General features: G+C 36.2%; 21 protein-coding genes and 1 tRNA gene. 3 read left to right on the forward strand and 19 right to left on the reverse strand.

Annotated elements, in window-relative coordinates:
* Positions 1-78: 78 nt before the first annotated feature.
* The 13 genes from EXIGUO8A_RS09000 to EXIGUO8A_RS09060 all read right to left on the reverse strand — a co-directional run bounded on the left by EXIGUO8A_RS09000 (position 79) and on the right by EXIGUO8A_RS09060 (position 11,706).
* A complete protein-coding gene (locus EXIGUO8A_RS09000; RefSeq protein ID WP_159302858.1) occupies positions 79-474 on the reverse strand; it encodes a TM2 domain-containing protein in 396 nt (131 codons plus the stop codon).
* Between the two features lie 55 nt (positions 475-529).
* Positions 530-916 (reverse strand): VOC family protein, encoded by a 387-nt coding sequence (locus tag EXIGUO8A_RS09005; RefSeq protein WP_159302859.1) that lies wholly within the window; start codon positions 914-916, stop codon positions 530-532.
* Positions 876-1,379, reverse strand: a complete 504-nt coding sequence (locus tag EXIGUO8A_RS09010; RefSeq protein ID WP_159302860.1) for a DUF1801 domain-containing protein — start codon at positions 1,377-1,379, stop codon at positions 876-878. Before EXIGUO8A_RS09010 ends, EXIGUO8A_RS09005 begins: the two co-directional genes overlap by 41 nt.
* Entirely contained in the window at positions 1,369-2,325 is a 957-nt protein-coding gene (locus EXIGUO8A_RS09015) for a 2-hydroxyacid dehydrogenase (protein WP_159302861.1), read from the reverse strand. The genes EXIGUO8A_RS09010 and EXIGUO8A_RS09015 overlap by 11 nt, the downstream gene beginning before the upstream one ends.
* 10 nt (positions 2,326-2,335) lie before the next feature.
* Positions 2,336-2,701 (reverse strand): cupin domain-containing protein, encoded by a 366-nt coding sequence (locus EXIGUO8A_RS09020; protein ID WP_159302862.1) that lies wholly within the window; start codon positions 2,699-2,701, stop codon positions 2,336-2,338.
* Positions 2,702-2,816: 115 nt separating this feature from the next.
* Complete coding sequence (mgtE, locus tag EXIGUO8A_RS09025; protein ID WP_159302863.1) at positions 2,817-4,169, reverse strand: magnesium transporter; 1,353 nt, start codon at positions 4,167-4,169, stop codon at positions 2,817-2,819.
* Complete coding sequence (gene rsmA / locus EXIGUO8A_RS09030; RefSeq protein ID WP_116771767.1) at positions 4,156-5,022, reverse strand: 16S rRNA (adenine(1518)-N(6)/adenine(1519)-N(6))-dimethyltransferase RsmA; 867 nt, start codon at positions 5,020-5,022, stop codon at positions 4,156-4,158. Before rsmA ends, mgtE begins: the two co-directional genes overlap by 14 nt.
* Positions 5,023-5,040: 18 nt before the next feature.
* Positions 5,041-5,676, reverse strand: coding sequence for a DUF4286 family protein (locus tag EXIGUO8A_RS18855; protein ID WP_159302864.1), 636 nt, complete (start codon positions 5,674-5,676; stop codon positions 5,041-5,043).
* Between the two features lie 72 nt (positions 5,677-5,748).
* Positions 5,749-7,536 carry a tetratricopeptide repeat protein gene (locus tag EXIGUO8A_RS09040; protein ID WP_159302865.1) on the reverse strand — a complete coding sequence of 596 codons (1,788 nt, stop codon included), beginning with the start codon at positions 7,534-7,536 and terminating at the stop codon, positions 5,749-5,751.
* Between the two features lie 70 nt (positions 7,537-7,606).
* Positions 7,607-7,933 (reverse strand): DMT family transporter, encoded by a 327-nt coding sequence (locus tag EXIGUO8A_RS09045; protein ID WP_116771765.1) that lies wholly within the window; start codon positions 7,931-7,933, stop codon positions 7,607-7,609.
* A 161-nt stretch (positions 7,934-8,094) separates the two neighbouring features.
* Positions 8,095-9,366: a serine--tRNA ligase gene (serS, locus tag EXIGUO8A_RS09050; RefSeq protein ID WP_159302866.1), complete on the reverse strand. Its 1,272-nt coding sequence runs from the start codon at positions 9,364-9,366 to the stop codon at positions 8,095-8,097.
* Between the two features lie 79 nt (positions 9,367-9,445).
* Complete coding sequence (locus EXIGUO8A_RS09055) at positions 9,446-10,777, reverse strand: HTTM domain-containing protein (RefSeq protein WP_159302867.1); 1,332 nt, start codon at positions 10,775-10,777, stop codon at positions 9,446-9,448.
* A 2-nt stretch (positions 10,778-10,779) separates the two neighbouring features.
* The gene (locus tag EXIGUO8A_RS09060; RefSeq protein WP_159302868.1) at positions 10,780-11,706 is read right to left on the reverse strand and encodes a bifunctional riboflavin kinase/FAD synthetase; all 927 of its coding nucleotides are present in this window, start codon (positions 11,704-11,706) and stop codon (positions 10,780-10,782) included.
* Positions 11,707-11,759: 53 nt separating this feature from the next.
* On the opposite strand from EXIGUO8A_RS09060, the gene EXIGUO8A_RS09065 reads away from it, so the two are divergent.
* Both EXIGUO8A_RS09065 and EXIGUO8A_RS09070 read left to right on the forward strand, forming a co-directional pair.
* The gene (locus tag EXIGUO8A_RS09065) at positions 11,760-15,524 is read left to right on the forward strand and encodes a reprolysin-like metallopeptidase (RefSeq protein WP_159302869.1); all 3,765 of its coding nucleotides are present in this window, start codon (positions 11,760-11,762) and stop codon (positions 15,522-15,524) included.
* Between the two features lie 32 nt (positions 15,525-15,556).
* Positions 15,557-16,207, forward strand: a complete 651-nt coding sequence (locus tag EXIGUO8A_RS09070) for a hypothetical protein (protein ID WP_236564459.1) — start codon at positions 15,557-15,559, stop codon at positions 16,205-16,207.
* Here EXIGUO8A_RS09070 and pth read toward each other — a convergent pair.
* The 3 genes from pth to EXIGUO8A_RS09085 all read right to left on the reverse strand — a co-directional run bounded on the left by pth (position 16,204) and on the right by EXIGUO8A_RS09085 (position 18,534).
* Positions 16,204-16,833: an aminoacyl-tRNA hydrolase gene (gene pth / locus EXIGUO8A_RS09075; protein ID WP_159302871.1), complete on the reverse strand. Its 630-nt coding sequence runs from the start codon at positions 16,831-16,833 to the stop codon at positions 16,204-16,206. The two genes, EXIGUO8A_RS09070 and pth, sit on opposite strands and share 4 nt — an antisense overlap.
* A gap of 87 nt (positions 16,834-16,920) precedes the next feature.
* Positions 16,921-17,550 (reverse strand): 50S ribosomal protein L25/general stress protein Ctc, encoded by a 630-nt coding sequence (locus EXIGUO8A_RS09080; protein ID WP_116771758.1) that lies wholly within the window; start codon positions 17,548-17,550, stop codon positions 16,921-16,923.
* Between the two features lie 42 nt (positions 17,551-17,592).
* Complete coding sequence (locus EXIGUO8A_RS09085; RefSeq protein WP_159302872.1) at positions 17,593-18,534, reverse strand: ribose-phosphate pyrophosphokinase; 942 nt, start codon at positions 18,532-18,534, stop codon at positions 17,593-17,595.
* Positions 18,535-18,728: 194 nt separating this feature from the next.
* Here EXIGUO8A_RS09085 and EXIGUO8A_RS09090 point away from each other — a divergent pair.
* Positions 18,729-18,808, forward strand: a tRNA-Leu gene (locus tag EXIGUO8A_RS09090).
* A 43-nt stretch (positions 18,809-18,851) separates the two neighbouring features.
* Here the strand turns inward: EXIGUO8A_RS09090 and EXIGUO8A_RS09095 are convergent.
* The 3 genes from EXIGUO8A_RS09095 to EXIGUO8A_RS09105 form a co-directional block, all read right to left on the reverse strand.
* The gene (locus EXIGUO8A_RS09095) at positions 18,852-19,892 is read right to left on the reverse strand and encodes a DNA cytosine methyltransferase (RefSeq protein WP_159302873.1); all 1,041 of its coding nucleotides are present in this window, start codon (positions 19,890-19,892) and stop codon (positions 18,852-18,854) included.
* Between the two features lie 103 nt (positions 19,893-19,995).
* Positions 19,996-21,330, reverse strand: a complete 1,335-nt coding sequence (locus tag EXIGUO8A_RS09100) for a phospholipase D-like domain-containing protein (protein ID WP_159302874.1) — start codon at positions 21,328-21,330, stop codon at positions 19,996-19,998.
* A 9-nt stretch (positions 21,331-21,339) separates the two neighbouring features.
* On the reverse strand, positions 21,340-22,221 hold the full coding sequence (locus EXIGUO8A_RS09105; protein WP_159302875.1) for a hypothetical protein: 882 nt from the start codon (positions 22,219-22,221) through the stop codon (positions 21,340-21,342).
* Positions 22,222-22,523: the final 302 nt, after the last annotated feature.

A 22,523-nucleotide genomic window follows, 5' to 3' on the forward strand; every position in this document is an offset into this window, starting at 1 on the left:
TTGATATTTATATATAGCAATATTGCGATATTGATAAAGTTAAAAAAAGCCAGATAGATTATATCTGGCTCAAGTTATTTAGAACCAAGGTTTTCTACCAACTTGGTATGTGTTGTAAAACTCTTCGTCTGATTTAGTTAAGTAGATGATTCCTTCAATTAATCCGATTACAGAGGGAATCCATATGAACAATAAACCAATAGCAAGACATGATAATACCCAAGCAGCTATAGATATACCTAAAAGAATAAAACCTTCTTTTTGGTACCCTAAGATGAACTTGTGAACCCCTAATGAGCCTAATAGAATAGCTAAAATACCTGCAAGAACCTTTTTGTTTTCCCCTCCAGGTCCTCCGCTGAAAGCTTCTTTCGCTCCAGCTGTGAATTCATTTGCTGTTTTTTTAGCTCCTTCGCTAAATTCATTTACAGATTCTTCTGCTTTATCTCCAAAATCCTTGTTTTCTTCTGACATTATAATTGTTGTTTGGTGGTTATTATAAGTGTTAAATGTAGTAATTATTTGAACATCACAAAAATGCTTTATCTATTGGTTCCCAAAGTTCTAATTTATTTCCATCAGGGTCTAAGATCCATCCGAATTTTCCATATTCAAATTCTTCGATTTCTCCAATAACGGTAACTCCTTCTTCTTTTAAAATCTCTAGCAACTCTACAAGATTTTCAACCCTAAAATTCATCATAAAGCTTGATTGGCTAGGTTTAAAATACGTAGTGTCTTCATTCATGGGGCTCCATTGGGTCGAGCAATCGTTCCCTTCTTTGTCTTTCCACCAAAAAGTACATCCGTATTGATCTGTATTTAATCCTAAATGTTTGTTGTACCAATTTTTCGAATGATCTGGATCTTTGGTTTTAAAGAAAAAACCACCTAGCCCTGTTACTCTTTTTTTCATATCTATCTACCTTTTTTATATTACTCTCGTACAAGTCGACCCATTGCTGTACCGTCATTTTAGTGCACAATTCTTCTATTAAGGAATAAGGGATATCATCCATACTTTTAAATCGTATACAGCTTTTGCCCATATCTAATTTGCGTTTGCAGTACTTTGGGTATTCGCCCTTGAACCAATTCATTAAGGTTGTATCTGCATATATACCTGAGTGGTATAGGGCAATATAGTTTTTCTGTGATGCCAAATTTATAAAAGGTAACGGCAGTTCTGGTTGTACATGATAACCTGCCGGATACAGTTCATGAGGAACAACGTAACCTAACATACCATAACTTAATTGCTCTGAAAACCCTTTGGGTAAATTTGTAAGCATAATTGATCTAAGCTTTTCAATAACCTCTTTACGTTCTTGTGGTAGTTGAGCAATATATTCGTCTGGTGTGCTGGCTTTATATTTCATTGGAACTTTCTAATTTGGCTTTTATTTTATCGACTACGGTTTGTGCAAGCTTTATTTTGCTTTCAACGGTCCATCCAGCAACATGGGGCGATAATATTACTTTGTCAGATTCAATTAGGTATTGAAACGCTTCTGGTAAATTATCATCGGTAAACATGTTTTCAAAAGAAGCCTTTTCATATTCCAATACATCTAAACCTGCACCGAGTACTTTGCCCGATTTTAGAGCATCTACCAAATCGATGGTTTTTATACACTTGCCCCTTGCGGTATTGATGATCCAAATTGGATTTTTAAATTTTTCGAGATAGGCTGCGTCAACCATACCAATGGTTAATTCTGTTTGGGGCACATGTAGGCTGATAACATCTACCCTGCTTTGAAATTCCATAATGCCCACTTGGCGAGCATTATCATCTTCTACTCCGCCTTGGATATCATAGCAGATTACCTCATCTACATCAAAACCTTTTAATTTTTTGGCAAAGGCCTTGCCCATGTTGCCGTAACCAATTACCCCAACTACTTTTCCTTCTAGTTCAATACCACGGTTACCTTCACGGTCCCATTTACCATTTCTTACTTCCTTATCTGCTGTATTTAGTTTGTTGAATAATGATAAAAGCATACCTAATGCATGTTCACCAACGGCATTACGATTGCCTTCTGGAGCGGCGGCAAGAAAAATACCTAGAGATTTTGCATACTTGGTATCAATATTTTCTAGTCCGGCACCTAACCTACCAATGAATTTTAGATTTTTTGCCTTATCTAAAAATTGGGAATCTATAGTAAACCTACTTCTAATAATGAGTCCGTCATAATCGGCTATTTTAGCTTCTATCTCTTCTTTTGATGAGGTGTAATCTTCATCGTTCTGAAAACCTAATTCAGAAAATTGTTCAATTATTAAAGGGTGATTTATATCTACATGTAATACTTTCATTTATGCTTAATTATATTTTGGGGTATTCTGTTTTTGTTTTTTCGTCCTTAACGTTTCCGGTATGAGCAATGCTTTGTTTTTCAAATAACATTACGTGTACTTCTTCATCATTTTTGGTCATAGGGCAGTGTTCTACACCTTTGGGTACAATGATTATTTCTCCTTGTTGAACTATTTCCGTACGATCTTTAAATTGCATGTAAAGCGTGCCTTTTACAATTTGAAAGAGCTCATCTTCTTTATCATGTGAATGCCAAACAAACTCACCTTTTAGTTTTGCCAATAATACCTGCATATTATCTACCATACCTATTTGGTGCGGATGCCAATACCCATTAACAAGATTATATTTTTCTTTTAGGTTGATGCTTTTCATGCGTCTGTTTAACCAATCCTGTTCAAGGATAGTGCTAAGGCTATTTTAATTTAAATAAAAATGAATACAGTAAGATACGTAAAGCCTTAGTATTCTAAAAAAGATGTGCACTTAATTATATGCCCAAAATCAACTTGGCGATAGAGAAGTAAATCAAAATACCGAAAATATCGTTGCTGGTGGTAATAAATGGGCCTGTTGCAATGGCAGGGTCGATTCCTCTTTTATCCAAAAACAAAGGAACAAAAGTACCTATGAAACCGGCTACTACTATAACGGCGATCAATGAGATTGAAATTGCCAGCGAAGTAGGAAAATCTCCTTTCCAGATCCAAGTAAAGATCAGTAATAGGCAAGAAAGGATAAATCCGTTCAACAAGGCTAAAAGCATTTCTTTGATTAACCTATTACTAATGCTTCCCTTAATATCATCGTTAGCCAAACCTTGTACAATAATGGCACTTGACTGTACGCCAACATTACCTGCCATTGCTGCAATTAACGGTGTAAATAGAAAAAGTACGGTATACTCGCGAAACATTTCTTCAAAACCGCCCATGATCACGGCGGCGGCGGCGCCACCAAAAAGTCCTAGAATTAACCAAGGCAAACGTGCACGGGTAAGATCCCAAATACTATCATCTGCTTCTACGTCTTGAGAAATACCTGCAGCCATTTGGTAATCTCTTTCTGCTTCTTCTTTTATGACATCAACAATGTCATCAATGGTAATTCGCCCTACTAACCTACCGATTTCATCTACCACCGGTATGGCTTCCAAATCATACTTACTCATGATTCTTGCTACCTCTTCTGGGTCTTCATTGACATTTACAGAATCTACGTTCTTTATAAAAACATCTTTTATGTGGGTCTTTGTAGAAGTGGTCAATAAATCTTTTAATGAAAGGCGACCTTTTAACTTTTCTTCATCATCAACTACATAGATAGAATGTACACGAGTAACGTTTTCTGCTTGAACCCGCATTTCTTTAACGCAGGTAAGTACGTTCCAGTTTTCGTTTACCTTAACAAGCTCTTTTGCCATAAGTCCGCCTGCGGAATCTTCGGCATATCTTAAAAGGTCAACAATATCTTTGGCATGTTCTCGGTCTTCAATTTTAGAGATGACATCCTGTATCTGTTCTTTAGGAAGTTCACCAATAATATCGGCGGCATCATCGGTATCAAGTTCTTCTAATTCGCCCGCAATTTCCTTTGTTGATAAATTACTTAGAATAGCTTCTCGAACATCTTCATCTAACTCTGTAAGAACATCAGAGGTTTTATCGCTATCAAGTAGCTTGATCAAGTATGTTGCTTGCTCTTTATCTAATTCATTTATAATTTCAGCAACATCGGCATAATGCACAGTCCCTAACATAGCATTTAGTTCAGCGTCATTGTGCAGTTCAATGAGCTGTTCTATTTCTGAAACTAATTCTTCTGTAAGTTTAAAGGGTGTCATTTGCTATTTTCTTCGTCAATGCTATAAAATCGTCAACAGCCAATTGTTCGGGTCTAAGGTCAAATATAGTATCTTCTCTTAGATTATCTGATAATGTAAATGTTTTTAAACTGTTACGTAATGTCTTTCTGCGTTGGTTAAAAGCCGTCTTTACAACTCTGTACAGCAATTGTTCATCGCAAGAGAGTTCAAAGTTTTCCTTGCGAGTTAACCGCAATACGCCCGATTGAACTTTTGGGGGCGGATCAAAAACATCTGGCTCTACGGTAAATAGATACTCTGCGTTATAAAAAGCCTGTACCAATACTGAAAGTATACCGTAAGCCTTACTGCCTTTTGGAGAGCAGATACGTTGTGCGACTTCTTTTTGAAACATACCTGAGAATTCGGGAATTTGTTGCCGTAATTCGAGCATTTTAAAAACTATCTGCGTAGAAATATTGTAGGGAAAGTTGCCGGTAATGCCAAATTGCTCATCACCGAACAAAGATGAAATATCAAAATTTAAAAAATCGGCTTCAATTACCTTAAAAGATCCGTCGCCTTCAAATGCTTTTGGGTGCTCTAACGGAAAAGTTTGGTTTAGGTATGTTATGGATTCCGAATCTAAATCCATAGCTACTAAATTACTGTCGCGCAATAAAAGATATTTAGTTAATACGCCGGTACCGGGACCTATTTCAATAACATTTTTATAGCCTTGCTGTAATAATGTATCTGCAATTTGCTTGGCAATAGCCTCATCTTTTAAAAAATGCTGGCCTAAGTGTTTTTTTGCTTTTACGGGACCTTTTTCTTGATGCTTTTTATGAGCATATTTATCTCCTTTATATTTCTTTTTTTTTGTTCCCATACATCTATTTTAAATAGCCTACAATTTTGCAATATAAGCCCAAGCTTTCTTTCCGGAAGCTAATTGAATTTCGATTCTTTCGTAGGCTTCACCCTCATAAACATCAGCTTTTTGTAATTCGTGGTGAGATAATGTGTACACTTGACCTTTAATTGAATCCTCTTTTTTTCCGGTATGTTTTAAGGTAGGGTAGAGGTCTGCAATTTTTTGGTCGGATATAGTATATGAAGGTAATTCATCTTCAAATCCGTTCAAGGGTCTTGCAAAAACCGCAAGTTGTACTTCTCTTTCTTGTAAGGTGCCATAAGTGAAGAGAAAATGAGTTGCCGTAGCGCGTTGTACAAAATACTCATCTACGACTTCTAACTCGGTCTTAAAAGAAACCAATTGACCGGCAAATTTTTGTTGAATGCTTTCTATTAATTTGGGTGCATCTTCTTCATAGTACCTATCTAAAGTTGCTTTATCTTGAACGGTATATTGAACGGAATAAGTAAAACCGCCCATATCTTCTTCTACCAATACCTTGGTGAATTTTGCACTTAAAAATTTACCGGTTGATAATACTTGTGGAATATGGGTTTCTTTCATCCATTGTAACCAAGTGTCATGGGCTGTTTCCTCTATATTGGTAGTTACGTTATAAATATACATGTGCTTTTGTTCAATTAAAAATGCAAAGTTAGTTCAACTGGACCTTAACTATGCATTAGATGAAGCTTGAATTTAATTAATGGAGTCTCCCCTTAAAATTCTAAAGTTCTTACGGGCTTCTGGAAAGTAGTAACTATCTTGATAGTTATAGATGATTTTTTCGTACTGTTCCTTGGCTTTCAAGGGGTCGTTGAATTCTTTTCTATAAAGCTCTCCCAAGGCATAATAGGCATCATCTGCAAGAATGCCATTACCATAAAATGTGATGATTTTTTGATAGTTTAACTGTGCATCCTCAAATTTTTTCAGTTTTTCGAATAGTTGCGCTTGCTTTAACAAGGCTTCGTCCTCAATTTTTTCTCCCTTGTGGTTTTCTAGAATGTCACCTAAAGCTGAAATAGCTTCGTTATTTTTGTTTTGATAGGCTAAAAAATCTGCCCTAGCATATTTTTTAAGGGCTGTTTGGGTAGAGTCTTCCAGCGAATTGTCTGATATTAAAAGGCTTAATTGCATAGCGTCATTTGCAATAAGTTGAGAGGTAGAACTTCTTAATACCTTTAATTGGGTTAGTGCCCAATTAAAATCTCCTTTGTAAAAACTGGTTTGGGCAACTTTATATCGAGCATTTTGTCCCAATACATCATTTTTAAGCTTCTGTTGAATTTGTGAAAAATAAATAAGGGCTTCATTGAACTTTTTATTATACACTAAAATATCGCCCAATGCCAATTTTAAATATGCCGTTCCCCTAGCGCTCAAAGGTAGTTGAAGGCTGTTCTTTAATAATTTTTCTGCAGGCGTGGGGTCATTTTTTTTAAAGGTTAGAAAATTGGCATATGCTACTTGAAGTTGCAGAGTTTGCGATTTATAACCGTATATGTCTACAAGTTCTTCGTACTTTTTTTCAATAGCGTCTAATTTATTGCCCGTTGCGTTTACCAAATCAATATCAATAAGATTTAATTCAGCATCTAATTGTACGATTTTATCACTGGTATTGGCAATGATATAACTATAGATGTCTTTGGCTATTTCATATGCTTCATTTTCTAGCGCACTCTGGCCCAAGTTTACTAAACGGGTAGTAGAGCTACCATTCATACGCTTAAAGATGGCTTTTTCTTGTCTAAAAGCACTACTAAACTGGTTTTGCTTTATGAACAACCAACTTAATAGCTCATTCCATAAAATATCAGGATTCTTTTGTGCACGCTCCAATAGTACTTTTTTTAGTAGCGTGTTATTTTTATTCTCTGGGTCTTCAGAAACAAAATCATCAATACTCCTTAGAATGTTGCTTTTAGATGTTTTGCCATCAATTACAAGATTTAGATAAGAATTGTACATGGCTTCAACATTACCCTGTTCCCCATAAATTCTAGCCAATTGAAAATTGAAATTTAAGGCAGGGTTTAGTTTCATTGATTTTTGAAAAGCTTTTATTGCCATGTTCAAAAGATTGTATTTCTGAAATTGTAGACCTAATGCATAACCGTAATTGGGGTTCTTGTCAATAATATCTAAAGCTTTGTCATAATTTTTTTGTGCTAATTCTGTTTTTTCTTGAAGAGCGTAATTATAGCCTAGGTCAATTAATAAGGTAGGGTAAGGGTTACGATCTTTTAAACGCTGGTTTAAAAATACTTCGGCTTCATTATACCGTTCTAATTGCTGGTAGCATGACACCAATTGTTGAACATACTCTGTTCTTCTGGGGTTTTTATCCACTAGTTTTTCATAAAAAACTACGGCTTTTTCAAAGTCGCCATCTTCAAAATATTGTTTGGCCAAGAAATCATCTTGGGCGAAGACCAGAGTAGAGAGGGTTAAATATGTAATTAGAAAAATGATAAACCGCATACTCAAAGATACGTAGAATGCCGTAAGTGGTTGTTAATGCTTTGGTAATAAGCTTTGGTGCTACTACTGTTCAATGCGAAACTACTTTTAGTCCTATTATAGATCCAATTAAAGTAGTTAAAAACAGCATGCGTAGAAATGTGGCCGGCTCTTTGAAAACAAATATACCCACAAGCACAGTGCCAACGGCGCCAATACCTGTCCAAACGGCATAGGCCGTACCAATTGGTAATGTTTGTGTCGCCTTTACTAAAAGTAGCATGCTAATAGCTAAAGCCAATAAAAAGCCTACATACCATAAATACATTTCATTACCGGTAGACTCTTTTGCTTTTCCAAGGCAGAAAGCGAAGGCTACTTCGAATAGACCAGCGATGATCAATAAAATCCAATTCATATTTGAGTAAATTTAATAATAAAGGTCGCAGATTTAATTGGCTTAAAAGAATATACATTTCAAAAAAAAGCGTCATGATAATTATAAATATCATGACGCTTTAATTATTACTGCATTCTTAATCTGTGATAAGCAGTATGTACCCTTTAGATTAAAGTGATTTAATCAATCATATCAAAACCACAATACGGAATCAATACTTCTGGTATTTTAATGCCATCTGCAGTTTGGTAATTTTCTAGAATTCCTGCTAAAACACGTGGCAATGCCAATGAACTTCCATTCAAGGTATGTGCTAATTGGTTTTTACCGTTCTCGTCTTTAAAACGTAATTTTAATCTATTGGCTTGGTAGGTTTCAAAGTTTGAAACAGAACTAATTTCTAACCAACGGTCTTGTGCGGTTGAAAACACTTCAAAGTCGAAAGTAAGTGCGGCTGTAAAACCTAGGTCACTACCACAAAGTCTTAAAATTCTATACGGCAATTTAAGCTCTCTTAAAATATTCTTCACATGTTCTACCATGCCATCCAATGCTTCGTAAGATTTTGAAGGATGTTCTACACGTACAATTTCAACCTTGTCGAACTGGTGCAAACGGTTTAGACCTCTTACATGTGCGCCATAGCTACCTGCTTCCCTTCTAAAACATGGGGTATATCCTGTGTAAGTAATTGGAAAGTCGTTCTCATTGACAATAACATCTCTAAAAATGTTCGTAACTGGAACTTCTGCCGTTGGTATCAAATAAAGATCATCTGCAGTTACATGGTACATTTGCCCTTCTTTATCTGGCAATTGACCTGTTCCATACCCAGATAATTCATTGACCAAATGTGGCACTTGAATTTCGGTATAGCCCGCTTCTGTATTCTTATCTAAAAAATATGCGATTAGCGCGCGTTGCAAACGAGCACCTTTTCCTTTATACACCGGAAAACCTGCACCAGCGATCTTAACACCTAGTTCAAAATCTATAATGTCATATTTTTTTGCTAGCTCCCAATGTGGTAGTGCGGCTTCATTTAATTTTGGTACGTCACCTTCACTGAAAATTTCTTCATTGTCCTCTTCTGTAGAACCTTTTACTACTGATTTATGCGGGGCATTTGGTAATTGGTACAGTAGTATTTTTAATTCTTCTTCAGCAGCATTCAAATCTTCGCCCAATTGTTTGGACTCTTCTTTTAATTTTACGGTCTGCTCTTTTAGCAGGTTAGCTTCTTGAACTTTTCCTGTCTTGTACAATACACCGATTTCTTTGGAAATTTTATTCGATTCTGCCAAAACGTTGTCCAAACTAGTTTGTGCGGCACGTCTGTTTTCATCTAATTGAAGCACTTTCTCCACTAAGGGCCGTGCGTCAATATTTCTTTTTCCAAGGGCTAGGATAATATCTTCCTTATTATCTCTAATGGTTTGTATTTGTAGCATTATTGAATTGTATTTACCCGCAAATTTACGGTAATCTTATATTTAATGTGGATACTTTTATCTACTAAACGGAGATAAATTATTTTTTAGGTTTGTTGTGGTTTGATGGCAGAATCCAATCGTGGTGTTTGGTTTGATACCATTTTTCGGCAGCCAAATCGGTTTTTGAATCTATAAAGGGTTCGTAAGGCTTACGGTTTATACTGATCTTTGAATTTGTTAAATATACCGAAACTTCTCTGTTTTCTTCTGCAAATTCTTTTTTTAGGTATTGGGCAAACTGCCATGCAAAATCAGGATAGGCAAATATTTTTCTTTCCTGACCACGAGATACATAATCTTTGGGGTTTATAATAAAAACCTCTTCGGTATTTTTATCTACCACCTTAAATTTCCCTTTACCTTGTCTACTGCGCAACATCATTCGCCAGCTCATTCTATGCCCTTCTTCATTCCAAAGTACATCGTCTTTAAAGGCGTAGTGTCTTATGGGCAAAACCAACTGAATTATGAAATAAGTTGTAAGCCCCAATAAAATTAGATTTCTATGTTTTGGTAGTATAATGGGTGAGTTGGTAAACGGAATTTTCGATTTAAAGAAAATTCTGCGAATAGTCTCAGGTTCAAAAAAGAAAACGCTGAATGCAATAGAGAGATATGGAAAAATACCTATTTGAAATATAATTGAGTTGAACAAGTGAAAAAACAAGGAAAGAAAGAAAGCGATCTTTCTCGTAGGTTTCCAAAGTAAGGCAGGCACAATAAGTAGATCAAATAATATACCGACCGACCCAATTATTTTGTGTATCCATTTTTCTTGTAGCAAATCACCTACTAACCAATAACTTTTTTTTGATCGCATTAATACCTCTATAGTGCTAAAGTCTAGCCAATCTCCATACATTTTAGCTACAGAGGCGTATACGTAAACAATGAGCAATTGAAATACAACAATCCATTTTACATAGGCGAACATAGAGTTGCTTTCTAATTTAGGGTTCTGCTTAACATCTAATGATCGGCTTCTTTCCGCAGGAAAAAAGCACATAATAAATGAAATTAAAATAAGCAGGTAATAGTGGTTGTTATATGCGGTTTTTTGCATCAGATATGTAGCGGTCCACATGACCGTAAACGTAATAATGCTAGCGCGATATTTAAAGCCTACGGCAATAAATAACCCCATTAGCCCCATTATACCAAAGTAGAAATACATACCGTAGCCTGGTAATGGTTGTAGAAAATCAAAATCAATAAATGGAAACTTGTATTTTGGGGCAATTAAATTTCTATTTACCCAACCGGTAGCAATGGCACCAAAACATTCCAATGAAACAAGAATGCCAAAAAATATCCGAAATGCGATTAATGAGCTATTATCTATGCGTTGAAATAATAACCTATTGAGCATAATTATCTATTAATATAGTGTAGAGATTTTTCTTTGTCTTTGGCCAACTGCGTTTTCAAGGCATCAACCGTTTCAAATTTATGTTCATCTCTTAAGCGAACCAAAATATTAACTTGAATTTTTAAGTTGTACAGATCTGCATCAAAATTGAAAAAGTTTACTTCTATAGATTTTTTGGTACCGTTGACTGTAGGGTTAAAACCAATGTTCATCATGCCGTATACAGTTTTGCCATTTATTACACTGTTAACTACATACGCACCGTTTTTAGGTATAAGTTTATAGTCCTCCGCAATAGAAAGGTTAGCCGTAGGATAACCAAGCTGCTTACCAATGCCTTTACCTTTAATAATGGTGCCCGTAAGCATATAGTCATACCCTAAATAGTTGTTCGCCGTTTCTATATCCCCATCTTCTAAGGCCTTTCTGATTTTAGTACTACTTACCGAAACATCATCTATTTCTTGTGCCGGTATTTCATCGACGGAAAAATCATAAGTATTGCCAAATGTTACCAGGTCGTTAATATTGGCAGTTCGGTTTCTGCCAAACCTGTGGTCATAACCAATAATTACTTTTTTGGTGTTTAAGGTGTTTACAAGAATGTCGCGAACGAACTCAGTTGCGGTAAGTCTCGAGAATTCTTTGGTGAAAGGGTGTATGATAAGTACATCTAAACCTAAACGTTCTAAAATATTTATTTTTTCCTCAATGGTATTCAACAATTTTATGTTGGCATCTTTCTGTAATACCATTCTTGGATGTGGAAAAAACGTTAGTACCGATGATTTAAGTTCGGTACTCTTGGCATGGTTTATGATTTTATTAAGTATTTTAAGGTGGCCTATATGTACCCCGTCAAAGGTGCCTATGGTCATAACCGTAGGGTGTTCTTCTTTGTATTTGGAAATGTTGCGGACTGTAATCACCTTATGATAGAAAATAAAAAGACTTATATTTGATTTTGGTTAAAAGTCCCTTAATGATTGCAAAATTACGCCTAGTTTTTACAATTACCATAGCATTTCTTTCCTTTTCCGGTGTGGCGCAATCCACTTATTGGAAAAATACGGAGTTGAACGGAACGGCGAAGCAATTTTCTACACAACGATTAAAAGTTAATAATAGTAAAGCTTTTAAGTTGGATCAAGAACAACTGTTAAAGGCTCTTAACGGCAGCGAAGATTCTAAAATTGTTTATTTCCCTGATGAAACAGGGGAGCTAATTCCTTTTGTTGTAGAAGATGCACATCTTTTTACGGAAGAACTTTCTTTAAAATATCCTTCTATAAAATCATACAAAGGTATTGCGCTACATGATGTTACCAAGCAAGTAAGGTTTAGTGTTTCCCCAAAGGGAATACAAAGTACCATGATGACTTCTGGTGAGAACGGCGCACTTTTTATGCAGAAATCTACCGATGATATTTATGTGTTGTACAGAAGAACAGAACAAGAGAAAAGTGACATTAATTTTGTCTGTAAGACGATACCGGAGGTTCTAGAATACTCTCAAAATCTGACAGCTAAATTAGTGGATGATCAAACACTTAGAAAATTTAGGGTAGCTATTTCAGCTTCGGGTGAGTACACAGAATTTCATGGGGGAACAAAAGTAGATGCCCTTGCGGCAATAAATGCTACGTTAACAAGAATCAATGCAGTTTTTGAAAGGGATTTGGCAATAACGTTAGAATTGATCACAAATACCGATCTTGTTATTTATACCGATCCAGACACCGACCCATATACCGGAAGTTTAAGTTCTCAAGTTCAAAATACCTTGACTAGTGTTATTGGAGAGGCAAATTATGATATAGGGCATTTGTTCAATCAACAGGACAATACTTTAGATGGAAACTCGGGTTTTATTGGGGCCGTTTGTGTAGACGGTAGAAAGGGTAGTGGGTATACTACTTTATCCTCTCCGGTAGGTGATGCTTTTGACATTGATTTGGTCGCTCATGAAATGGGGCACCAGTTTGGGGCCAATCACTCTTTTTCACATACATCAGAAGGTACGACCGTACAAGTAGAACCTGCAAGTGGAACAACAATTATGGGCTATGCTGGTATTACGGGAAACAATAATGTGGCTAATAATAGTGATGATTATTTTCATTACGTAAGTATAGTTCAGATAAGGGATTATCTAGAAACAATTTCATGTGGTGAAACCGTTGTGCTGACAAATAGCCCGCCAACATTATCTGCTCTAACCGATTACAGTATACCAAAGGGAACACCTTTTGTGCTTACTGGCGAGGCTAACGATGTAGATGCTGGCGATGTTCTTAGTTACGCTTGGGAGCAGATAGATAATGGAATTGTAACCCAATCTACATTTGGACCTACAAACCCTGCAGGGGCCAATTTCAGGTCTTTGCCCCCAACACTTGATCCAGAGCGTTATTTTCCCAATCTCACCCGCATTTTAGAAGGGGAACTTACAGAAACTTTACCTTCTGTTGGAGATGCTTGGGAAAGCGTTTCAAATGTGGGCAGAGATTTTAATTTTTCATTGACGGTTAGAGATAATGCCCTAAACGGCGGACAATCTGTTTCCGACGAGATGACGGTATCGGTAAGTAATGAAGCGGGTCCGTTTTTGATTACTTCCCAAAATACGCAAGAAACCTTTGAGGCTGGTTCTGTACAAACTATTATCTGGGATGTTGCAAATACAGATGTAGCACCAATAAATGCCGAAACGGTTACCATTTTATTATCTACCGATAGTGGAATTACGTTTACTGATATTCTTGCAGAAAATACGCCAAATGACGGTAGTCATAGTGTCATAATACCTAATATATCAACCAGTACCGGTAAAATTATGGTTAAGGCAGATGATAATATATTCTTCGCTGTCAATGATGCTGGTTTTTCCATTACGCCATCTGAAATAGTCATGAATTTTGATCAGGTGATATTTGATGTCTGTAAGCCAAACGATTTAGATGTGTCCTTTAATTATGAAACCAATTTAGGTTTTGACGAAGAAAGTACTTTTACGGTGGAAGATTTGCCTGCTGGTTTAACTGCTACATTTACACCTACAACTGCTGATGCTACCGATACCGAGGTTAATATAGCATTTGAAGGTATAGCTGGCTTAAATGTTGGAGAATATCCTGTTAAAGTAGTAGCAACATCTGCAACCGTTACAAAAGAAATTACACTGCAAGTTCGTGTGTTCGATGATGATTTTGAAGATATTATTTTGGTAGCTCCCGCTGACGGATTTGAAAATGCGTCTACAGATGTTCTATTGGAATGGGGTACGGCGATTGGGAACACGCAGTATGAGATAGAAATAGCCAGTGACGCTATTTTTACAGATGTTGTTGAATCTGTATCTGTCAACGGCAGTTCTTATACGCCAACTCTGCTCGATAATAATAGTACTTATTTTTGGCGTGTAAAACCTAAAAACGACTGTGGAGAAGGAGATTTTAGTGAGGTCTTCAGTTTTTCTACCGTTCAGTTCAATTGTACTACCAAAACTGCTTCCGATACACCTTTAGCCATATCGAGTAGTGGTACACCGGTAATTACGTCTACACTTATATTTTTGGAAGATTTACCTATTGCGGATATCAATGTACAGTTAGATATTGAACATACGTTTTTGGCAGATTTGGTGGTGAGTTTAACTTCGCCAGCAGGTACTACGGTTACCCTTGTCTCCAATTCTTGTGGAGATGCAAGTGATATAAACGCCATTTTTGATGATGATAGTCCGGCTTTTGACTGTGGTGTGAACCCTGGAATAGGCGGTTCGGTAAAACCCTTGGGAACATTAAGCTCGTTTAATGGCGAGTCGATACTTGGTGAATGGACTTTAGAAGTCAAAGATAATGCACCTTCTGATGGTGGCAGTTTGGTGTCTTTTGCCCTTGAAGTTTGTGTGGAAGGAGACTTTAGGCCTGATGCAGATAATGATGGTGTATTCGATGATGGTGATGACCTTTGTCTGAATACCCCGGAAGGACAAGAAGTTGATGCTTCCGGTTGTGCAATCTATCGTTTTCCACCAGAGAATTTTGTTATTACATTAGAAAGCGAAACGTGTAGCGATAATAATGATGGTTCACTGTCTATTGCCCCTAAACTAGCTTTGGATTATCAAGTTACCGTAACGGGGAATGATCTGAGTTTAACACAGAATTTTTCCAATAGCTTTAATTTGGCGAACTTAAGCTCTGGCACATATACTTTGTGTATTACCGGTTCTGACGGACTTGTAGTATACCAAGAGTATTGTGTAGATGTTCAAATTACAGAGCCAGGTCCATTGAATGTTACATCAAAAGTTGCCGACGATGGATCTTTGGTGACTTTAGACCTAGAAGGTGGTACTTTGTATACGGTAGAATTAAACGGTATAGCAATACAAACTGAAGATTCTGTGGTGCAGCTAGAACTGCAAAAAGGAATTAATACATTAAAAGTATATACTTCAATTGCATGTCAAGGCGTACACGAAGAACAGATTGTCTTTTATGAGCGACCTATAGTATTTCCAAATCCGGTGATAGATATGGTACAGGTTTATGTTGGTGCTGTTGAAGAAGAGGTTGTGGTGCGTGTTTTTAGTGTGGAAGGAAGGTATATTTACAGTAAAACAATTTCACTAGTCGATGGTGTAATTCAAATGGATTTAAGCTCATTGGCTGCGGGAATCTATTATTTAAAGTATGATGGAGGAACAATTAATGGAACAACAAAAGTAATTAAGGAATGATACGGTTTTTACTTCTTTCTTTGTGCATACTTATGGCTTTTACGAGTTGTAAAAAGAAAAGTTCTGCAACGCCCCCAGAAGCGGTAAGTTTAGTTTTTCCTGAAGAGAACTCCGAATGTACAACGGGTGTTAGCTTAGGTAGTGAGACCAGTCAGGTAGAATTTATATGGAGCTTAGCAGATCACACCGAAACCTATGAGCTACGCGTAACCAATATTGCAACTGGTACTGTACAAACAATTGTATCTACTACAAATTCAGCAACATTGCCTTTAGCTAAAGGAGAGCAGTTTTCATGGTTGGTACGTTCGCGAAATAGTGAGGTAGAACAGACGGTATCTAGTGCTGAATGGTATTTTTATAATTCAGGATCGAGAACAACATTTGCTCCATTTCCGGCAACAATTGAGAGTCCCGCTTCTTCGGCTAATGTTTTTATGGACATCAATAATGAAGTAGAGCTAGTATGGTCGGCATCTGACCTAGATAATGATATAACTGGTTATGAAGTGTATTTCTCTGTAGAAACCCCTCCTATAGACCTTATACGTTCGCTTTCATCAGAAGTAACTAGTGTTAAGGTATCAGTCTCATCAGATACGGTATACTATTGGCGCATTATCGTAATTGATGAAGAAGGCAATAGATCCGATACGGGTATCTACTCTTTTAAAGTGCTCTAAGAATTATTAAACTGATTCATGGTTCTGGCAATCCCTGCTAGGGCGAAAGAATTGATGATCTCAGTAGATTTTTTCAATCGTTCGGGGAGCAAGGCTTTTTCTTCATCGTTCCATTCCCCCAAAACGTATTCAACTTGTCTTCCTTTGCCAAAATCTGCGCCAACACCAAATCGGTAACGGTTATATTTAATAGTTTGTAGAAATAACTCTACATCCTTTAATCCGTTATGTCCGCCATTACTGCCCTTTGTTTTAACACGGATGGTTCCAAACGGTAAGTTAATGTCGTCGGTAATTACGAGTACATTGCTTTGCGGTATTTTTTCTTTGTCCATCCAATATTTTAATGCCTTGCCGCTTCTGTTCATATATGTGGAAGGTTTGAGACATATAATTGTTCTACCTTTTACTTTGTAAGAGCCAATGTCGCCCAATTTTGCTGTTTCAAAGGTGAAATCATTTGCTTTGGCTGCCTCATCCAATATTTTAAAACCAATATTATGTCGGGTTTCGGTGTATTCTTCTCCTATATTTCCAAGGCCAACGATTAAAAATTTTTTCATGGGGTCTGTTTCTGCGGTAATGATGCTCTGTTCGGTAAATAGTGATTTAAAAAAACGGAACATTTATAGTATATAATTAAGGCGTAAAAATACAAAAGCATCCTGATACAAGTACCAGGATGCTTTTTAATGAATCTTAAACTTTTATGTTTATTCTTGAGCAGTATCTTCAGATGCACCTTCTGCACCTTCAGCTCCATCCTCATCTTCATCTTCATCATCTGTAACAACAGCCGTACGAGCAGTTTTAACCTGTACTACAACTTGGCTTTCTGGGTGTAAGATGGTGAACTCATCGTTTAATAAAGATGCTACCGAGATGTTCTGACCAATTTTCAATTTAGAAATATCGATATCAAAGAAATCTGGTAATTTGCTTGGTAAAGCTTTAATGGCAAGTTTACGTTTTCTGAACAATAAACGTCCACCGTTACGTACACCTGGTGAATTTCCTTGTAATCTTACAGGAATGTTCATGGTAACCATTTTATCATCGAATAATTGATAAAAATCAATATGGATGATAGCATCTGTTACAGGGTGAAATTGAATGTCCTGTAATACAGCGTTAACCGTTTCTTTGCCTTCCAATTCAATTGCAACCGTGTGTGCATTTGGAGTGTAAACCAAGTCTCTGAACGCTAGTTCATCTGCTGAAAAGTGTAATGGTTTTTCCCCTCCGTATACCACGCAAGGAACCTTTCCAGCATTACGTAGGGCCTTTGTTGCCTTTTTGCCCACGCTTTCTCTTTCTGATCCTTTAATTGTAATTGACTTCATTATATGTATTAAAAATTAATATTCTTGTTTTTGATTTCTAGGTTACATTAAAAACTTAGAAGATATTGAGTTGTTGTTATGCACTTTATCCATAACATCTGCAAATAATTCGGCGCAACTTAAAACCTTAACTTTGTCACTTTTCACCTCTGCCGGAATGGAATCTGTTATGATCAATTCTGTAAGTTTCGATTTTTCGATTTTTTCGTACGCATCTCCAGATAATAGACCGTGAGTAGCAATGGCTCTTACGCTTAAAGCACCTCTTTCCATCATTAGATCAGCTGCTTTGGTCAATGTACCTGCAGTATCGACCATGTCATCTGCTAAAACTACATTTTTACCTTTTACGTCACCGATCAATTCCATGTGAGATATAACATTTGCCTTGGCCCTTTGTTTATAACAAACTACCACATCGCAATCTAAGGCTTTTGAATAGGCATAAGCTCTTTTAGAACCACCCATATCTGGTGAAGCTATGGTAAGATTTTTTAGACCTAAATTTTTTAAATAGGGTAAAAACAATGTAGAAGCAAATAAATGATCTACAGGTTTTTCAAAGAAGCCTTGAATTTGGTCGGCATGTAAATCCATAGTAATAATTCTAGTGGCCCCTGCTGTTTCCAACATTTTGGCAACTAGTTTAGCTGCTATAGGTACTCTAGGTTTATCTTTTCTGTCTTGTCTTGCCCAGCCAAAATATGGCATAACCGCTGTAATATGGCGCGCAGATGCTCTTTTCGCTGCATCGATCATCAACAACATTTCCATTAAATTTTCCGGACCAGGGTGTGTTGAGCCGATTAGGAATATTCTTGTTCCACGAATAGATTCTTCAAAAGAAGGTTGAAATTCACCATCACTGTATCTAGAGAACAAAACATTACCTAGTTCCATGCCATATGCTTTGGCAATTTTATCCCCTAAGACTTTACTTTGGGTACAAGCAAATATTTTTGGTTGTGGAACTTGGTATGGCATGTCTTTATTTGTTGTTTTCCAAACAGTTACTTGATTGTTCGGTTTAAATACCTTGTTTTTTAGAAGGTGCAAATTTAAAGATTAATTTTGGTTGCTATTGCATAAATATTGATATTTTTAGTGGTGGATAGAAAATTATTATTTAATTTTGCAGTCCTATTTTGATAGGAAGCCAGTTTTAGCTGGTAAAATATGCTCGAGTGGCGGAACTGGTAGACGCGCTGGATTCAAAATCCAGTTCTTCGGAGTGCGGGTTCGATTCCCGCCTCGAGTACTTTTAAACCCTCTTAATCATCTGATTAAGAGGGTTTTTGTTTTTAAAAAGATATTGAATTAGCTGTTTTTTGGGCTTGAGGTACGCTATTTTCATTTGACTTTAGCTGTTTCATAATACTTTGAGCCAAAAACTTCGCCAAATTAACGGGTACCGCATTACCGATCATCTTATAACCTGCAGCTACTTTTTTATAATGAAAAATAAAATCGTTAGGAAAAGTCTGTATTCTAGCACATTCTCTTACACTAAGCCTGCGGTAAAGGTGCTCTTTACCTGGTACAAAAATTCTAACATCCTTCTCGATCAATTTCATTTTTGGAGCCTGTGGGTGTATGGGCGCATGCCTGCCCCCAGCCTGTATGGTAAATGATTGTTCGTCCCAATTCCGTACTCGGTTTCTAGACATAAACATGGTAGAGAAACCACCGATCATGTATTCATGATTGGCAACTTTACATTTTGCGCCATTGGTGTTGTTGTATTCTAAAGCGGGTACTGCCTTGTTTTTTAAATCACCAATTGCAGTTTCAAGTGTTATTCTAGGAAAGGTTTCGGTTGGGAATTCATATTTGAAACCCAAATCTTTTCTTATCCCAATGAAGAAAACCCTTTTTCTATCTTGGGGAACGTTATAGTCGGACGCATTTAGCATTTGAAATGAAAGGTCATAACCTACACCGGCATTTTTCAGCAGTTTTTTAATACCATCAAGTGCCGTGCTATGTTTGTTAATAAGCATGCCGCTTACGTTTTCTGCCAAAAAGAACTTGGGTTGCTTGGCTTCCAGAATCCTGATGAAATCATAAAATAGTTGTCCTCGTTTATCTTGAATACCTCTTGCGGCACCAGCTGCACTCCAGCTCTGGCAAGGTGGACCACCAATAATACCGTCACAATCGGGGACTTCATCCGCTGGGATATCTACAATACTTCTTTTATCAAAAATAGTATTGGGGTGATTCTTTTCATACGTCTCCCAAATATCCTTATCATACTCGTTTGCCCAAATAACATTGAATCCTGCCTGTTCAAAACCAAGGTCCAAACCACCTGCTCCAGCAAAAAAGGATACTACATTCATTCTTAAACTATTCTAATTGGTCATGTGTAAAAGAGTTATAAAATCTCATCACATGTAAACAAAAATACATTTTAGATTTTCAAATTGCTTTTAATTCGACAAACTATTTTACTTGTATTGTATTCTTCTTTCGTATAATATCCATGGCATTATTTTCAAATGCAGCTACCATTGCCGGGTCTTTGATAATAGCATGTATACCTACTTCACAGTGAATGCCCGTATAGCTAACATTCGACATGTTTTTAAATTTGTCAATTTTAACGTTATCGAGATAAATGAATTGAGTGGGAGTGAAGTTGTAAGAACAAAAAATTAAAATATGGTCTATGATAATATATTTTGAATGAATATTGTTGTTAACGTAATACTCAATATTATCCGTTTGTTGCAGCTGACCATAAAATTTTTGAAAATTACGTGTGTTTACCGGCTTTCTAAACTTGGCATTTTTAAACTTATTTTCATTATTGGGTAATGGAGCAAATGTTTGTGATAAACAAGTCACACGAACACCATTGTTCGCTATTTTTAAAATCATGCCCAATATACCTTGTCTGATTTCATTTTTATCTATGGTAGAGTGATGGTTGGCATTGAAATCATAATTAAATGCTGCCAAATGCTGTGCACAAATGATAATTCTGTGCGTTGCCGATGTTATATGTTTTAATAGTTTTTTTTCTAAATTATTCGCAGAGTTTTCATAAAAAGGAGCCGTAATATACATTGAACCACTGAATTTATACGCTACTTTTTCGAACATGTTGCAAGTAGTGTTCAATGAAGATTTGTACGCTTTAATAGGAATGGAATTTTCTATCAGATTCTTATAAAAAGCTTTGGCGGTTTCTTCATAGCCCGGCTCATTTTCAATGCAGATCATGGATTCATACTTTACCAAATCTCTTACGGCTAAATTAGATGAGCTCATTAAAACCAAATAACCATTTTTCTTTTTTATGTAGGCAGATTTAATGTGTAGGGAATAGGGAAAGGTGCCTCTTGAGAATTTTTTAATATTCGCGCTACGAACATAAAGATGGGAGAATATATATAAATTGAATTTTTTGTGTGATGTTGATCGGTATGTTTCGCCAAAAATCTTTCTTGCTAAATTATATTTGGTAAAGCGTTCTTCGGTTTTTGCTTCAGTTTCAAGATTTTTTAGGGTTTTAGGGTTATTGTTGTCGTAACCCTCTAACGGTATAGTGATTACATTCACTTTAATGCCAATTGCAGCTACTTCTTTGAGATAGTTATATAAATATTGGTTGTTGAATAAATACCATGAAATATTGATTTCCTCAATATTATTTTTATCCTTTTCAATGGTATTTATAAATTCTTGTAGTAATGAAGGAGAGCCACCTTGTTCATAAAAACCGAATGGATCTCTATAATTTTCAGGCTCATCAAAATAAGAATAGAAGGGCATATGCGGTGGTTATTTTACACTTATTAAAACCGCTTCACAACTTTGTAAATCTGAGTTAAGTACAATATTCTCCGATTTTTTTCCATCGGTTATTTCTACGGCAACCGTATTGGGTGGTGAGTCGCCTAGGTTATGGGCGTATAGAAATAGATCATTAGATTTATTTGGGTCCAACTTAATTTTGAATTCTTTTTTCCAATAGGTTAAGTAGTATTTTTTTACCACTTGTACGCCATTAAGGTAAATAGAAACGATATCGCCATCTTGCCTGCCGTGGTCCCATATTTTTACGATGATATGTTCAGAATCGAATTCAAATTCTTTTGTGTACGAAATTTTTCTTCCATCAAAACTATTTCGTGGTTCATCCTTTTTTTCGGTCTGTACTATAGCTGTTTGGTCTTGAGCAATTGATTCTTTTACCTTTGTTTTGGCTTTAGACTTTTTTCTCTTTTTTTTAGGGCTAACCGTATTTACATTCGCTAATTGCTGTTTTTTCTTTCTTTCATCTGAAGCTGCATTGGTAATTGTAAAAAACGGAGTTACTCTTTTGGCAATATTAAATTTGTCATCGGGGAACAACTCTATGGCGACAACTTGATACCTGTCGCCAGAACCAATATTTTTTGCTAACGCTATACCGTCTTCAAAACCATCGTTTTTAAAGGAGCCTAGTTCTTGTACGACCATTTCATTTCTTACTAAAAAGAACCGAATTGATTTACTCGTGTCTATTTTAACGGTATTCCATTCTAGGCTTATTTTATCCGGAATATTCCAGGTTGTATTTTCATTTGGGGAAATGATATTTATTGTAGAAGTCTCTTGCGTATGTGCAACAGTAAATGTTAATGACAGAACAAATAAAAATATAAAATGAAATTGGCGCATATGTACGTTCTTACCCTAAAGATAGTCTTATAGAACCAATTGTTCAAGACCTTTGTAATCTACAAGATATATGGCATTTAACGAAAAACTACATGAATTTAATATAAATGCTATTATCTTTTTTAATGGTTTGAAGCTTAAAACCATATCAACATGCATATTGCGTTTTATGGAGAGTGATTTTTACCAAGTTGTCACTACTATTCTAAAGTTCTTTAGATTTTATTTTTCAATGTTAAAAAATGGAAATAATCCTAAAAAATGGAAATAATCCATAATTTAGCTATCCCGAATTTTTAAAG

This window comes from Maribacter litoralis (assembly GCF_902506355.1).
GTDB lineage: Bacteria > Bacteroidota > Bacteroidia > Flavobacteriales > Flavobacteriaceae > Maribacter > Maribacter litoralis.